Source organism: Brucella sp. TWI559 (genome assembly GCF_039674265.1).
In the GTDB taxonomy this organism is placed as follows: Bacteria; Pseudomonadota; Alphaproteobacteria; order Rhizobiales; family Rhizobiaceae; genus Brucella; species Brucella chromiisoli.
Genome location: NZ_JBDJNE010000001.1, coordinates 743,554 through 758,035, shown reverse-complemented (window position 1 = coordinate 758,035; position 14,482 = coordinate 743,554). Strand labels below are relative to the sequence as shown.

The window sequence follows — 14,482 nt, the reverse complement described above, 5'->3', positions numbered from 1 at the left end:
CCGCATGGTATTGCCCCATTCATTCTCGCGTCTCGCACGCGGGACGGCTTTGGTGTGCGCCCTTGCTATACCTTTCATTTCAGTCGCAATTCTCCCTTCGCAGGTTCATGCGCAGGACGCTCTCGGTGCAAATTACCAGAGCGATCCCAATGCGCGCATGATTTTGCAGGCGGATGAGCTCGTCTATGATCGTGACGTCAATGTTGTTACCGCTCAAGGTAAAGTGCGCATCGAATATGATGGCAATCGCCTCGTTGCGGATCAGGTAACGTACAATCAGCAGACCCGTCGCATGACCGCGACAGGCAATGTCGAGATCGTCGAACGCGACGGTAACAAGATTTATTCCGATCATCTGGATGTGACGGATAGTTTCCGCGATGGCTTCGTCAATGGTCTGCGCGTTGAGACGACAGACAACACGCGCTTTGCAGCCGAAAGTGCGGAACGCAGCAATGGCGAGATCACCACATTCAATAATGGTGTCTACACAGCCTGTCAGGCTTGCGAAAAGAATCCTGACAAGCCGGTTCTCTGGCAGATCAAGGCACGCAAAATCATTTGGAACAGCGCGACCAAAACCGTGCGTTTCGAGCGCGGCAAGTTTGAACTTTTCGGAATGCCGCTCGCTTATTTCCCCGCTTTCGAGATGGCTGATCCAACAGTCAAGCGGAAGAGCGGCTTCCTGTTTCCGGGCTTTGCATATAAAGACAAGCTCGGTTTCGGCATCAAGAACGCTTATTTCTGGGCGCTTGCACCCAATTATGACCTGACACTTTCAACCACCGCTTACACAAAGCAAGGTTTTCTGACACAGGCTGAATGGCGTCATCGTCTCGAGAACGGCACCTATAATCTCCAGATCGCGGGCATTCACCAGATGAAGCCCGGCGAGTTCGATGCAAACACAATTGATCGCGAAGAAAAAAATCGCGGCATGATCGCATCGAAAGGTGATTTCGACATCAATGCGCGCTGGAAGGCTGGCTGGGATATTATGGCCCAGACTGATCGGAATTTCAGCCGCACATATAGCTTGGAAGGTTATTCAAGCCAGACACAGGTTTCCAATATTTACCTGCGCGGCATCAATAATCGCAATTACTTTGACCTCAACTTCTATCGCTTCAACGTGCAGGAATCCTATCCTGTCACATCTGATTATAGCGATGTGGAGATGCACTCAAAGCAACCTTGGGTTTTCCCAAGCCTCGACTATTCTTATACAGCACCTGAATCCGTTTATGGCGGCGAGCTGAACTTCACCAGCAATTTGCAGGTTCTTTACCGCAAGAACGCGAATTACGCTTATACTTATGGTAAGTTGCCTGATGGGTCTTGGGGGAAAGTAACTCCTGACTACCCACGCATTCCGGGTTTCAGCGGTACAAATACCCGCCTGACGGGCGAAGTTGAGTGGAAGCGCACGATCATCACCGATTCCGGTCTCGTGATTACGCCTTTGTTGGCGCTTCGCGCCGATGCGATCAACGTGAGTACGAATTTTGATCCCGCTGTCGCGGGTTTCACGGATGCGGTGGTCAAGTCTGAGGCACTGCGTGCGATGGCGACTGCGGGTCTTGAACTGCGCTGGCCGATCCTGTTCTCAAGCACAAGTTCGACGCATATTCTGGAGCCAATTGCCCAGATCTATATGCGCAACAATGAACGCTATGCAGGCCAGCTTCCAAATGAAGATGCGCAGAGCTTCGTGTTTGATGCGACGAATCTTTTCTCGCGTGACAAGTTCTCCGGCTATGATCGCGTTGAAGGGGGCACTCGCGCCAATTTCGGGCTGCGTTATTCGGGCAGCTTCGACTACAGCGATTGGAGTCTTTACGCCCTTGGCGGTCAGTCGATTCAACTCGGCGGTTTAAACTCGTTCGGTACGAGCGATTTTGTCAATGTCGGCGAAGATTCGGGCCTGCAGGATGCGCGTTCCGACTATGTTGGCATGATTGGAACGTCGAATTCAACCGGCCTCGCATTTGCAGCCCGTGGACGCTTTGATAAAGACAGCCTCGCACTCAAACGCGGTGAACTTGAAGCCCAACAGAACTGGTCTCGCCTGAGCGTTTCCGCGCGTTATGCTTATATCGCGCCGCAGCCTGCATACGGCTATTCGGAATTGCGCCAGGAAGTCAGCGGCTCCACAAACGTCAAGGTCAATGACAACTGGCGTGTGTTTGGTTCGGGTACCTACGATCTGGTTTCCGATACATTGGTTCGCGCCTCGTCCGGTCTTGCCTATGACGATGAGTGCTTTACCTATTCGATGGCTTACGTACAGACGCGTAATCCGGGTGAAAGCAAGGTAACGCATAGTGTGGGCTTCAATATATCGTTCCGAACACTCGGCGATATTGGGAGCGGTTCACAGTCCTTCTAAAAGAAGAAAAACCGGACGCAGCCAAACTGCTTCCGGTTTTTTGGTCTGAATACTACGCGCTTTTATCAATTTTATTGAGCCAAGCCTCTTCAAAGACGTCGTAAAATGCTCGCGGGTCATTGTTTCGCCGCACTGGGTCCTCTATACAGTCATCTTAATATGATTGGCTTGTATTGGGGTCGCTTTGTCGTGCGAACCTCTGATACGTTACAAGATCAGGCGAAGCTTTGCGTTGCCGACCTGAAGGAACCGGGAAAGAAAGATGATGTTTGCTAAACCTCTTTTCGCCTCCATGATAGGCGCCGCCGTATGCTTCACGGCGCTTGGATCGGCTGCGATGCTGAGCCCGGCCCATGCCGCGTCAAATTCAGCAGAGGCCAAGATCATTGTCTCGGGTAATGTCATTACCAATGGTGACATTCAACGCCGCGTCAACTTTTTGAAGTTGCAGCGCAAAGGTGGCAACCTTAACCAGACCGCTCGTCAGGAACTGACGGAAGAAATGCTCAAGCGCATCGAAATGAAGACGCGCGGCATGAACATTTCCGACAAGGAAGTCGACGAAGCTTATGCTGGGTTTGCATCGCGAAACAAGATGAGTGTCGCCCAGCTCAATCAGGTTATGAATCAGGCTGGAATTACGCCTGACCATTTTAAAAAATACATCATGGTCCAGATGGGCTGGGGCCGTCTTGTCAGCGCCCGTTTCCGCGCAACGGGTATGGTCAGCGAGCAGGATGCGGTACAGCGCATGCTCAAGGATGGTGGCAAAAAGCCGGTCGCAACCGAGTATCAGTTGCAGCAAGTTATCTTTGTTGTTCCCAGCGCAAAGCGTTCGCCAGCGGAAATGGGCAAGCGCCGTCAGGAAGCAAATGCATTGCGTTCGCGTTTTCAAAGCTGCGACAGCACGCGTCAGCTTACCAAAGGCATGATCGACGTCACTGTGCGCGATCTGGGACGCATTATTGAGCAGCAGCTTCCGGGCGAATGGGCCAAGGACATAAAAGCCACCAGCGTCAATCGTGCGACACCTCCGCATGACACGGAAAAAGGCGTAGAAATTCTCGCAGTGTGCTCGACACGTCAGGTTTCCGATGACCGCGTTGCACAGCTTGTTTTCTCAATGGAAGGTGCCGATTCTGCATCCGGGCAAGAGAAGAAAGCCGAAGCGTTGAGCAAGAAATATGTCGATGAACTGCGTGAAAAGGCAACCATCGTTAATCGTTAAAGCCTTGGCAGTCGCCAAATGACAGTATAATTTGAGGGGGCTTCTGCCCCCTTATTCTATAATTCGAGAAAAACATATGCGCATTCAATCGGTTCCTCCGCTCGCCATAAGCATTGGCGACCCTTCAGGCGTTGGAGCTGACGTCGCTCTGAATACATGGCTAAAGCGCGCAGAGCTTTCTTTGCCGCCATTTCTGATAATTGCCGATCCACAACAGCTCTTGGCTCGTGCCGAACTTCTTGGTTTGAATGTGCCTGTTGCAGCCATAACGGTACCCTCACAGGCCGTAGAGATTTTCGATACGCAGCTGCCGGTGTTGCCGCTTGTCAACCGGCACAAGGAAAGCCCCGGAAAGCCTTTGCCAGAAAATGCTGCGGGTATCCTTGAAGCCATTGAGCGCGCCGTAAGCCTCACAATAGCAGGCGAAACGTCTGCGGTTGTGACGTGTCCGATTGCAAAAAAGCCGCTTTATGATGCAGGTTTTCAACACCCCGGCCATACGGAATTTCTCGCAGAGCTCGCGAGCAAACATCTGGGGCGCACAGTCATTCCCGTGATGATGCTTGCCGGCCCCGAACTGCGCGCAGTGCCCGTGACGATCCACATACCGCTTGCGGACGTGCCACGTTTACTGACCAAGGATGATATTCTGGAAGTGGCCTATATCACAGCGCAGGAACTGACCGACCGCTTCGGCATTGCCTCCCCTCGCCTTGCCATTTCCGGTCTTAACCCGCATGCGGGTGAAGGCGGAGCACTCGGCAAGGAAGATGACGCGATCATCCGTCCAGCCGTGGAAGAATTGCAGACTTCAGGCATCAATGCCTGGGGGCCGCTGCCAGCTGATACGATGTTTCACGCTCCCGCACGCGCAACCTATGACGTGGCGATTTGTATGTATCACGATCAGGCGCTGATCCCTGCCAAGGCGCTGGCCTTTGATGAAACGGTCAATGTCACGCTGGGCCTGCCCTTTATCCGCACGTCGCCCGATCACGGCACAGCCTTTGACATTGCGGGCAAAGGCATTGCCCGACCTGACAGCCTGATTGCCGCCATTCGTCTTGCGCAGGAACTTGCAGAAAATCAGGCAGGACGCAAATCATGAGCATAGATACTCTTCCGCCGCTGCGTGAGGTCATCGAGCGCCATGATCTTATGCCCAAAAAGTCGCTCGGACAGAATTTTCTGTTCGATCTGAACCTGACATCGAAGATTGCACGACAATCCGGCCCACTTGGAGACCAGCCGGTCATTGAAGTTGGCCCCGGCCCCGGCGGCCTCACCCGCGCGCTTCTGGCACAAGGGGCTTATGTTACGGCGATTGAACGCGATGAGCGTTGTCTGGATGCGCTCTCAGAGATCGAAGCGCATTATCCGGGCCGATTGCGGATCATTTCAGGTGATGCGCTGGAGCAGGATTTCAAGGCACTGTTTCCCGACGGTCCAAAGCCACGGATTGTTGCAAACCTGCCGTATAATGTCGGTACACAATTGCTGCTTAACTGGCTTTTGACTGAGCCATGGCCACCGTTTTATTCGTCCATGACGTTGATGTTTCAACGCGAAGTGGCTGAGCGAATCGTGGCTGCGCCTGATACGGATCATTATGGACGCCTTGGTGTTCTGGCAGGCTGGCGCACGCAGTCGAAAATCGCGTTTGATGTTTCGCCACAGGCGTTCACGCCGCCACCAAAAGTCATGTCTTCGGTGGTGCATATTATCCCGCGTGAAAATCCGCTGCCATGCCGCGCAGATGCGCTTGGTCAGATTACGCAGGCAGCCTTTGGCCAGCGCCGTAAAATGCTGCGTCAGAGCCTGAAGCCCGTCGGCGGTGCAACCTTGCTGGAAAAGACTGGCATTGATGGAACACGCCGCGCCGAAACATTAAGCGTCGAGGAATTCGTAGCCCTTGCAAACGCCTATCGTCCAGTGTGATTGCTGTCGCCATCCATGGTTGGCGTCAGGCTCATTTGCTTGAAAACCTTATCAACGTGATTGATTTCCGAACGGAAGCTCGACATGGACGAACCCGTCAGCTTTTCACCGGCCTTGAGATTCGCTTTAAGTGGATCAACATAATGATCTCCGACCTTGAGTTCATAATAGAGGTGCGGACCGGTCGAATAGCCGGTTGATCCCACATAGGCGATCACCTCTCCCTGCTTTACATGCTGGCCGACTTTCAAACCTTTGACCTCACCCGAAAGATGGGCATAGGTTGTGCTGTAGCCTCCCTGATGGCGGATACGGACATATTTGCCATAGCCCTTTTGCGATGAAATCAGTTCAACAACACCGTCTCCCGCTGCAACGATTGGAGAGCCAATTGGCGCATCATAATCCACACCATTATGATGCTTGCGCACATGCAGGACCGGATGAATACGCCAGCCAAACCCGTCATTCAAACGGCCATTTGGCAAAGGCTTATGCATAAGATATTTGGTCATTGAAGAGCCGTCTTCGTTGAAATAATCGGCGTTTCCTTCAACCTCGTGCCTGTAAAGACGCTTTTTCTCGCCTTTTGTGTCAAACTCAACAAAAACGAGTTCCGGATGGGTATCGACGCTTTCCCGGAAAAGCAGTTCAATCTTCTGCGCCGCATTCGCCCCCTTATCAAACGCTATATTATTTTCGCGAGCGAGCTTTCTGACATCGTCCGCGACTACACGGGGAACACCAGATGCAATTAATCGGGATTGAACAGAGCTGTTGTGACCGAGCTTCACGGGCGGATGGGCCGCAGTTAGCATTGCATCATGAGAAAGACGTGCGAAAAGCCGCTGATTGCCATTGGAGCGGAAAAGCCCGTCATCGGTGCGACCATAAACAGAATCAGGTGCGCTTCCATGCTTGAATCTTGCGACCAGAATACGTGCAGCCGCTTTGGGCGACTGATCGAGAAGCAATACCAGATTGTCCCCCGGCACCAGTTCTTTACGCGTAAGGGCTTGCTGAAGGTTCTCTGCATCCTGTGTGGCTATGCCAGCGGCTTGCATGAGAACACTCAATTTTTCCTGCGATTGCGGTGCAAGAACGATTTCATGGACGTTCTGCCGAGCCATATCGACCGGTCTTGCGAAGCTTACATTGAGCGGTACACCTTTTTGATTGGCGAGCGCCAATATTTGCGGATCGGCTTCGGCCTGTGATTTTATGTGATTGCGCGTCAAAGGCGCTTTTGCCGCATCATTTTGCAGATCAAGGATGACATGCTGGTAGGTAAAGAGTGTGGCTGCACCATCATGGCTGCCTTCTGCAATATCAATGCGCTTTGCAATGCGCCGATCATCCTCGATGGCATTGTGAGGAAGCAGCCTGGCTTCCTTCATGGCTGCATGGCTATGAACAAGTGTCGCCGGATCAACCATCACAGGTTGGGACGCATGGCCATGGCGCACAAGGCCACTCGTGAGCAGCGTCAACGCCCCCCCCGCAATAAGGGTTGCAGACGCCAGTGCCACACAGGCACGATAATGCGTTTTGAAAGAGAACCGAACCCGCTGCAACGGCTTTAGCATAAAGGGCGAAAGCGGTGCCATTTTCGCATGCGCCCTATCTGACCGGATCATCAGATCCGGCAACGCCACCACATGAATCTGCTTATCTCTGTGGACGGCACGAAATACCATGCAGCGCGATTCTCCAAAATTCATTTGAATTAACAAATAAACCAGAAGGCCAGAGCGCGGCTAAATTAAGGCCCTGAAGGTCACAATCAACCGAAACAAAGCTTTAATCCCTCAAGATAAATTTATCATGCTTTGACACGATTGCGGCGATGATTGGCGAAAGAAGACCACGTATAAATTATTAATCCGATCCAAATCAGGACGAAAGCCACAAGCTGTGCCGTTGAGAACGGTTCATTAAAAATAAAAATTGCGAAGATGAATAGCAATGTTGGTGTGAGGTACTGCATCAATCCAAGTGTCGTATAACGCAGAAGCTTCGCCCCGCCAGCATAAAGAATGAGCGGGATCGCCGTGAAGGGGCCAGCGAGCAAAAGCAGCGAAACATCGTAAACAGAGCCAGAGAAAAAATGGTCCTGACCGTGGGCCAGAAGCCAGAAAATGTAAGCTGTGGCCGGGATGGAGAGAATAACCACTTCAAGCGTAAAGCCCTGCAAAGGCTGCACAGGCAAAGACTTACGGAAAAAGCCGTAAAGACCAAATGTTACCGGCAGAACCAGCGAAACCCACGGCAAGCCACCGGCATCTAAAGTGAGCACCAGCACAGCTGCAAAAGCAAAGCCAACCGCAACATATTGAACTTTTGTCAGGCGCTCGCCCAAAAACAATCCACCCAGAACCACGTTAAATAACGGATTGATGTAATATCCCAGAGCGGCTCCTATGAGCTGATCATGCGCAACAGCCCAGACATACACCGACCAGTTAATGGTGATCAGCGATGCAGTGAGTGCCGCCATTGCAAGCATTCGCGGATTGCGCAAGGCATCCAGAATGGCTCTGAACTGTCCGATGCACACAAGCAGAACGGCTGCAACCGGAACCGACCAAATGACGCGATGTGCAACGATTTCAAGAGCCGGCAAATGCGACAAAGCCTTGAGATAGAACGGCAGAACTGCCCAAAGACCATAAGCCCCTATAGCCATCAGGAAGCCACGGCTTCCGTCCGAAAGCTGCCCCCCGGATAAGGTCTGTTCGGTCATTTCTATCTCCGATAAAATAATTACTCCCTAAAAAAGACTGTCTATTCAGGGCCATATCATTTGCTATGCGCGCATCAATCCATAAAATCCATTCAATTAAACTGATCAAAGCATCAATCTTCGTGAAGACTGACGCCTATTCAGCCGCCAAAAGACCTGCAAGCGCGCGGTTTTTCATCAGTTTGTAATTGACTGAATCCATCAGGGCCTGAAACGATGCATCAATGATATTGTCGGAAACACCGACCGTGCGCCAACGCGCGCCCGTAGCATCACCAGATTCGATCAAAACGCGGGTGATCGCTGCAGTACCGCCATTGAGGATACGCACCTTGAAATCCACCAGTTCGAGATCTTCAATCTCTTTCTGATAGCGGCCAAGATCCTTGCGCAGCGCAATATCAAGCGCATTGACCGGTCCATGACCTTCGGCGACCGACATGTGCATTTCCCCATCGACCTCGACTTTTACAACGGCCTCTGAGACGGTTTTCAAAGAGCCATTGGCATCGAAGCGGCGCTCGACAAGGCAACGAAAAGAATCGACCTTGAAAAATTCCGGCTGAGGAGAAAGCATGTTGCGCGCCAGAAGCTCAAAGCTCGCATCAGCGCCTTCATAGGCATAGCCTTCCGCTTCACGCTCTTTAACGAGCGAAATAAGCGTATCCAGTCGCGCATCATTCTTGGCAACCCGAATACCGCGGCGCTCCAGTTCAGCAATGAAATTTGACTTGCCGCCCTGATCCGAAACCATGACGCGACGGCGGTTTCCGACACTTTCCGGCGGAACATGCTCATAAGTCTGCGGGTCTTTCAGCAATGCGGACGCATGAATGCCAGCCTTGGTCGCAAAAGCGGATGTGCCCGTGTAAGGGGCCTGCTCGGTCGGTGCACGATTGAGAATATCGTCGAAAGCGCGCGAAATACGGGTGATCGCTTTGAGCGCATCCGGCTGCACACCAAGCTCAAAGCGCTCCGCCCAGTAAGGCTTCAGCGCCAATGTCGGGATCAGGGAAACGAGGTTTGCATTGCCGCAGCGTTCGCCGATGCCGTTCAGTGTTCCCTGCACATGACGCACACCTGCATCAATGGCAGCAAGCGTAACAGCGACTGCCTGTTCGGTATCGTTGTGGGCATGAATGCCAAGGCTTTCGCCGGGAACATATGCTTTCACAACATTGATGATTTCAGCCACTTCCGATGGCTGTGTGCCGCCATTGGTGTCGCAAAGCACGACCCAGCGCGCACCGGCCTCGTAGGCAGCCTTGGCGCAAGCCAGCGCATAGTCTGGATTGGCTTTATACCCATCGAAGAAGTGTTCGCAATCAACCAGCGCCTCACGGCCAGCCATACGCACAGCCGTTACCGAGGATGTGATCGATTCCAGATTTTCTTCATTGGTGCAGCCAAGTGCGACACGCACATGGTAATCCCAACTTTTGGCAACAAAACAAACTGCATCGCTAGAAGCCTGCAAAAGCGCGGTCAGTCCCGGATCGTTCGAGGCCGAAACGCCTGCGCGCTTGGTCATGCCGAAAGCTGCAAATTTGGCCTTCGTCGTCTGACGGTTCTTGAAGAAGGCCGTATCCGTTGGATTGGCACCCGGATAGCCGCCTTCCACATAATCAACGCCCAGTTCTTCAAGCAGAATAACAATCGCTTTTTTGTCTTCGACAGAGAAATCAACGCCGGGTGTCTGCTGTCCGTCCCGCAAGGTCGTGTCGTAGATATAGATGCGTTCGCGTGCCATTTTGCCTGCCTATCGGTGGGTAATCTATGAATGGTCAGTATCGTGGTCGGGATGCTGGTAAGACACAAGAGTTCTTACGAACTCAATACTTTCAGGATCACGTTCGGTCTCAAAACCCGGCAATTTTGCGAGGTTATCGACATAGGGAAGCTTGACCTCGACACCCCATTGTACTGTCGGCTCAATCTCTTCGGGTGCATCGAAAGCGCCTATGGAGAGCGCAACACCATCCGGTGCTTCATAGGTGAGCGGGGTTCCGCATTCAGAGCAGAAGCCGCGCTTGACATGATTGGAAGACTGAAACCGCTTCGGCTCGTCACGGGTCCAGGTGAGTTTTGCCTCCCCCACAGAAACCAGCGGCGCATAAAAACTTCCAAAGGCCTTCTGGCACATGCGGCAATGACAGATTGAAGCAGAGCCGAGTGCGCCCTCAACATGAAAGCGCACCGCACCGCACTGGCATCCCCCGCTATAAAGCGGCTTATTATCAAGCGTCATCGTGTCCTCTCCTCCCCATAGAAGAGCTTAACTTACCACATCCCAGGTCGTGATGCGTTCGCCGGTGTCAGGATGCTTGCCGTCTTTCAACTGAATGCCCTGCGCCAAAAGTTCATCACGGATACGATCAGCTTCGGCCCAGTTCTTGCCAGCGATGAAATTCAGGCGTTCGGCAATCTTGCTATTGATTTCGCCCTTATCGATCTGCAACCCAGATCTTGCAGTTGTCCCTTGTTCAAATATCAAGACGTCATCATGTTCGAGTAGCAGAGGGTCAAGCAGACCTAATAGTTGCATTCCCTCTCCCAAAGATCTGGAATCTGCTTGCTTATATAGCTTGCGTAGCTGCGTGATTGCTTTCCACACATTCAAGTCATCCGCCAAAGCTTCAACTACTTCCGCAGTGTTATCTCGCGAAGAAACATGGAGCGGGTCAAAATTATGATTGCGCAAAAGTTCATACCAACGAAGAAGTTCATCGCTGGAGTCTTTCAGTCTCTGGGCAGTCCAGTTGATCGGCTCGCGATAATGCGTTTGCAGCATCGAAAAGCGCGCAGACAGCCCATTCCAAAGTGTCTGCCAATCAATCTCCGAGGATTGCCTTCCATTTTCGTCTAGACCTATCAACATTGACACCGGCGTATTTAGCACATCACGAATGGTGATGAAGTTGCCGAGAGATTTTGACATCTTCTGGCCTTCGACTTGAAGAAAGCCGTTGTGCATCCAGATGCTTGCCATCCGCTCGGTGCCAAAGGCGCAGCATGATTGCGCAATCTCGTTCTCGTGATGCGGGAAGACGAGATCGATACCACCACCATGGATATCAAACTGATTTTTAAGCGGATCATCGCATTTCAGACCGCCGCCAAACGGGGCCAGCAGCTTGGCCATCGACATAGCCGAGCACTCGATATGCCATCCCGGACGACCAAGTGTTTCAATCCCTGCCGGCGATGGCCAGCCCGGTTCACCATTGCGCGATGGTTTCCAGAGCACGAAATCCATTTCATCGCGCTTGTAAGAAGCAACATCAACACGCGCGCCTGCCAGCATTTCATCGAACGGACGGTGCGAGAGCGCACCATAATGTGCGCCGCCCAATGCATTCATTGCAGATGGCGAAAACAGCACATGATCATCGGCAACATAAGCAACACCACGCTCAACCAGCTTTTCAATGATATTGCGCATATCATCAAGATGCTCCGTCGCACGCGGCTGGCTCGACGGCTCAAGATTGGCCAGCGCCTTGATATCCGCCTGAAACTGGCTGTTTGTGCCCTCCGTTACCCGGCGAATGGCTTCATTGAGCGGCAGATCAGGATATTCGCTGGCTGCGCGCGCGTTGATCTTGTCGTCAACATCGGTGATGTTGCGCGCATAAGTGACTTTTTCCGCGCCATAGACATGGCGCAGCAGACGAAACAGCACATCAAAAACAATAACCGGACGTGCATTGCCGATATGGGCAAAGTCATAAACAGTCGGTCCGCAGACATACATGCGCACATTATTCGCGTCGATAGGAGTGAAATCCTCCTTCATGCGGGTGGCGGTGTTGTATAGACGTAGTTGCGGCGCATCAGCCATTGTAATTCCCCAAAAGGACCTGAAATACGGGTACGAAAGACCGCAGCCGACTGGCCGGGGCGTTATCATCCTGTTTTATGATGCGGAGACGAAAACGGCCGGGCCAGCAAGCTGCTAGCCAATAATAATCGAACCAGTACAAATGATCGTGGTCGGCGTTTTCATGGCGTTACTTATCCTCATCGAAGCCTTGGCCGTCAAGAGCTTTCCATTAAAAACGCTGTGACATTTCAGCAACTTCAGGAATGATCAGTGCATGTTGGCCGGGAATCCATAAAACCGGCTCCAAACAGCCTTCATTCTGTCCCAATCAATCACACAATAGTGAGGATGAATTGGAAGAGGATGGACCAATGTCTAAAAATGAACTGCAGCCACGACAAGATAAGCTCATTGACCAATATCGTGAAATCGGGCCTGCGGTGCTGGTTGCAGCATTGATGAGCAAGACAAATCGAAAAAACGAAGAACGTGGTGACAATACGCGCCATTCAATTCTGGCGGTCAAAAAGAGCGGCTGATTTGCTTTGCCTTTTGGCAGACGAAAAAATTGTCAGAACATGGAAAGCTGATCGTCAGGCTTTTTCTTGCTCTTGGATTGAGCTGACGATGACGCCACAAGTTTTTCGTCTACCCTCTCCTGTATATCAGGTGATGTGTTGGCGACCTTGTTGACCTTGTCCGACACCGGAATGGCTTCGAAAAAATCATCCTGAACGGGCCGCATGATGTCAGCCACTTCGCGTGGAAGTAGCGTCTTGCAATTCAGCCAACGGGCATAATCCTCCGGCTTCACCACCACCGGCATGCGCTCGTGGATGGGACGCAAATATGTGTTCGCGCCTGTCGTCAGAATACCCGCAGTGTCAATTTGCGAGCCATCTGCACTGCTCCATGTTTCGACCAGCGCACCAAAGGCCACAATGCCGCCGTTGCGCGGTCTGATCCAATAGGCCTGCGCCTTGTTTTTACCCTCACGCCGCCATTCATAGAAGCCAGAGGCCGGAATCAGTGCGCGCCGATGATGAAGAGCTGCCCGGAATGAGTTCTTCTCTGCCGCCGTTTCAGAGCGAATATTGAAAACCAGATTCCAGTCATTGGGATCTTTGACCCAGGACGGCACAAAGCCCCAACGCACCAACATGCCGATACGGTCAGGGCGATTGCTTCCCGGCGGCGGCGTCTCACCGGCAAGAATAGAGAGTATCGGCTGGGTTGGCGCGATATTGTAACGCGGAGGAAAATCCTCCTCAATCATTGCACCAAGCAATGCTTCAACCTCTTCGCGGCTGGCAGTCAGAGAAAAACGTCCACACATGGTGTCCATGTTCAAGCTTTTGCGGAAATGGTCAAGTGGGGTTTGCTGTTGCCAAAAGCGGCTGGCCGGATCATAGCTTGTGTATGGTTACAATTCCCGTCATCCCCGCCCCCGTTCAAATCCATGGTGTTTCTCTCATCTGCCGCCGCGATGGCCGCTTTCTGCTGGTTGAACGCGGCAAGGAGCCATGGAAGGGTTGGCTGGCTTTTCCGGGTGGCAGCATTGAGGCCGGAGAAACGCCGGAAGAAGCGGCCATTCGGGAACTCAAAGAAGAAACAGCTTTGGACGTTCGCTCTTTGAGCCATGTCATCACCGTTGATCTGGCGCTTGAGGGCAAAGCTTACGCGAAGAGCTATTTTCTTTCTGTCTATCGCGCTTTGGATGTTTCGGGCATTGAGCAGGCCGGTGACGATGCTGCAGCGATATACTGGTTAAGCATTGATGAAATGGCGCATGCCAATGTGACAGATAGCACGTTAGACGTTGCGCGATCGGTTGCTGAGGCTGAAGATGGTTCAGGGCTAAACGCATGATCGCCTTGAAGTGGCCCTGATTCTTCATCAAAACTGCGTTTCATTCAGGGGGATCATAGTGCAGGGAAAGCGGCTTTCCATATGGGCGATTGCATTCTGGCTGGGCATTCTGTCCCCGGCCTTTTCTGCTCAGGACGCGCCTTATGAGGGCAAAATGCTCAGAATTGCGGAAGTGCTTGGCTCGCTTCACTATCTGCGTAATCTTTGCGGAGAAACCAGCAATGAATGGCGCGAACGGATGGACGCCCTCCTTGCCGCCGAAAAGCCCGATGAAGCCGAGCGCGTGCGCCTTGTTTCAAGCTTCAACCATGGATACCGCGTTTTCAGCGACAATTATGTCCGCTGCACACCTTCTGCTCTTGCGGCGATTGATCGCTACATGAAAGAGGGAGAAAACTTGTCGAACGAGCTGATCTCGCGCTATGGGAATTAACCAATTATTCAGTCTTTTGCGGATGGGCATAAATTGCCTCATTCAAGTCCGTTTTAATC

13 protein-coding genes are annotated in these 14,482 nt (G+C 52.3%); 7 read left to right on the top strand and 6 right to left on the bottom strand.

The features are described from left to right. The first annotated feature begins 4 nt into the window (after positions 1–4). From ABE530_RS03570 to rsmA, 4 genes are all read left to right on the top strand, one after another. Positions 5–2,389 carry an LPS-assembly protein LptD gene (locus ABE530_RS03570; RefSeq protein WP_499693666.1) on the top strand — a complete coding sequence of 795 codons (2,385 nt, stop codon included), beginning with the start codon at positions 5–7 and terminating at the stop codon, positions 2,387–2,389. Between the two features lie 262 nt (positions 2,390–2,651). Further along, a complete protein-coding gene (locus ABE530_RS03565) occupies positions 2,652–3,617 on the top strand; it encodes a SurA N-terminal domain-containing protein (protein WP_265983292.1) in 966 nt (321 codons plus the stop codon). Between the two features lie 76 nt (positions 3,618–3,693). Beyond that, the gene (gene pdxA, locus ABE530_RS03560) at positions 3,694–4,725 is read left to right on the top strand and encodes a 4-hydroxythreonine-4-phosphate dehydrogenase PdxA (RefSeq protein WP_499693588.1); all 1,032 of its coding nucleotides are present in this window, start codon (positions 3,694–3,696) and stop codon (positions 4,723–4,725) included. Then, positions 4,722–5,555, top strand: a complete 834-nt coding sequence (rsmA, locus tag ABE530_RS03555) for a 16S rRNA (adenine(1518)-N(6)/adenine(1519)-N(6))-dimethyltransferase RsmA (RefSeq protein ID WP_499693587.1) — start codon at positions 4,722–4,724, stop codon at positions 5,553–5,555. The genes pdxA and rsmA overlap by 4 nt, the downstream gene beginning before the upstream one ends. Here rsmA and ABE530_RS03550 read toward each other — a convergent pair. The 5 genes from ABE530_RS03550 to cysS all read right to left on the bottom strand — a co-directional run bounded on the left by ABE530_RS03550 (position 5,540) and on the right by cysS (position 12,139). Further along, complete coding sequence (locus ABE530_RS03550; RefSeq protein WP_499693586.1) at positions 5,540–7,252, bottom strand: M23 family metallopeptidase; 1,713 nt, start codon at positions 7,250–7,252, stop codon at positions 5,540–5,542. The genes rsmA and ABE530_RS03550 overlap by 16 nt on opposite strands. 125 nt (positions 7,253–7,377) lie before the next feature. Further along, positions 7,378–8,298 carry an EamA family transporter RarD gene (gene rarD, locus ABE530_RS03545; protein WP_265983286.1) on the bottom strand — a complete coding sequence of 307 codons (921 nt, stop codon included), beginning with the start codon at positions 8,296–8,298 and terminating at the stop codon, positions 7,378–7,380. A 136-nt stretch (positions 8,299–8,434) separates the two neighbouring features. Further along, positions 8,435–10,048, bottom strand: a complete 1,614-nt coding sequence (gene cimA / locus ABE530_RS03540) for a citramalate synthase (RefSeq protein ID WP_499693585.1) — start codon at positions 10,046–10,048, stop codon at positions 8,435–8,437. Between the two features lie 24 nt (positions 10,049–10,072). Beyond that, positions 10,073–10,546: a GFA family protein gene (locus tag ABE530_RS03535; protein ID WP_265983284.1), complete on the bottom strand. Its 474-nt coding sequence runs from the start codon at positions 10,544–10,546 to the stop codon at positions 10,073–10,075. A gap of 27 nt (positions 10,547–10,573) precedes the next feature. Continuing rightward, the gene (gene cysS / locus ABE530_RS03530) at positions 10,574–12,139 is read right to left on the bottom strand and encodes a cysteine--tRNA ligase (protein WP_499693584.1); all 1,566 of its coding nucleotides are present in this window, start codon (positions 12,137–12,139) and stop codon (positions 10,574–10,576) included. Between the two features lie 353 nt (positions 12,140–12,492). Between cysS and ABE530_RS03525 the strand changes: the two genes are divergently transcribed. Further along, entirely contained in the window at positions 12,493–12,660 is a 168-nt protein-coding gene (locus ABE530_RS03525) for a hydrolase (protein WP_499693583.1), read from the top strand. A gap of 32 nt (positions 12,661–12,692) precedes the next feature. Here ABE530_RS03525 and ABE530_RS03520 read toward each other — a convergent pair whose 3' ends face one another. Further along, complete coding sequence (locus ABE530_RS03520) at positions 12,693–13,457, bottom strand: SOS response-associated peptidase (RefSeq protein WP_265983867.1); 765 nt, start codon at positions 13,455–13,457, stop codon at positions 12,693–12,695. Between the two features lie 83 nt (positions 13,458–13,540). Here ABE530_RS03520 and ABE530_RS03515 point away from each other — a divergent pair, with 83 nt between their 5' ends. After that, positions 13,541–13,990: an NUDIX hydrolase gene (locus ABE530_RS03515; RefSeq protein ID WP_265983866.1), complete on the top strand. Its 450-nt coding sequence runs from the start codon at positions 13,541–13,543 to the stop codon at positions 13,988–13,990. Positions 13,991–14,069: 79 nt separating this feature from the next. Beyond that, complete coding sequence (locus ABE530_RS03510; RefSeq protein WP_323054537.1) at positions 14,070–14,423, top strand: TIGR02301 family protein; 354 nt, start codon at positions 14,070–14,072, stop codon at positions 14,421–14,423. The last annotated feature ends 59 nt before the right edge of the window (positions 14,424–14,482 follow it).

Bases quoted from the DNA above. Each gene is read 5' to 3' on its own strand.
- ABE530_RS03570 (WP_499693666.1), top strand. From the start codon at position 5: ATGGTATTGCCCCATTCATTCTCGCGTCTCGCACGCGGGACGGCTTTG.
- ABE530_RS03565 (WP_265983292.1), top strand. From the start codon at position 2,652: ATGATGTTTGCTAAACCTCTTTTCGCCTCCATGATAGGCGCCGCCGTA.
- pdxA (WP_499693588.1), top strand. From the start codon at position 3,694: ATGCGCATTCAATCGGTTCCTCCGCTCGCCATAAGCATTGGCGACCCT.
- rsmA (WP_499693587.1), top strand. From the start codon at position 4,722: ATGAGCATAGATACTCTTCCGCCGCTGCGTGAGGTCATCGAGCGCCAT.
- ABE530_RS03550 (WP_499693586.1), bottom strand. From the start codon at position 7,252: ATGGTATTTCGTGCCGTCCACAGAGATAAGCAGATTCATGTGGTGGCG.
- rarD (WP_265983286.1), bottom strand. From the start codon at position 8,298: ATGACCGAACAGACCTTATCCGGGGGGCAGCTTTCGGACGGAAGCCGT.
- cimA (WP_499693585.1), bottom strand. From the start codon at position 10,048: ATGGCACGCGAACGCATCTATATCTACGACACGACCTTGCGGGACGGA.
- ABE530_RS03535 (WP_265983284.1), bottom strand. From the start codon at position 10,546: ATGACGCTTGATAATAAGCCGCTTTATAGCGGGGGATGCCAGTGCGGT.
- cysS (WP_499693584.1), bottom strand. From the start codon at position 12,139: ATGGCTGATGCGCCGCAACTACGTCTATACAACACCGCCACCCGCATG.
- ABE530_RS03525 (WP_499693583.1), top strand. From the start codon at position 12,493: ATGTCTAAAAATGAACTGCAGCCACGACAAGATAAGCTCATTGACCAA.
- ABE530_RS03520 (WP_265983867.1), bottom strand. From the start codon at position 13,457: ATGTGTGGACGTTTTTCTCTGACTGCCAGCCGCGAAGAGGTTGAAGCA.
- ABE530_RS03515 (WP_265983866.1), top strand. From the start codon at position 13,541: ATGGTTACAATTCCCGTCATCCCCGCCCCCGTTCAAATCCATGGTGTT.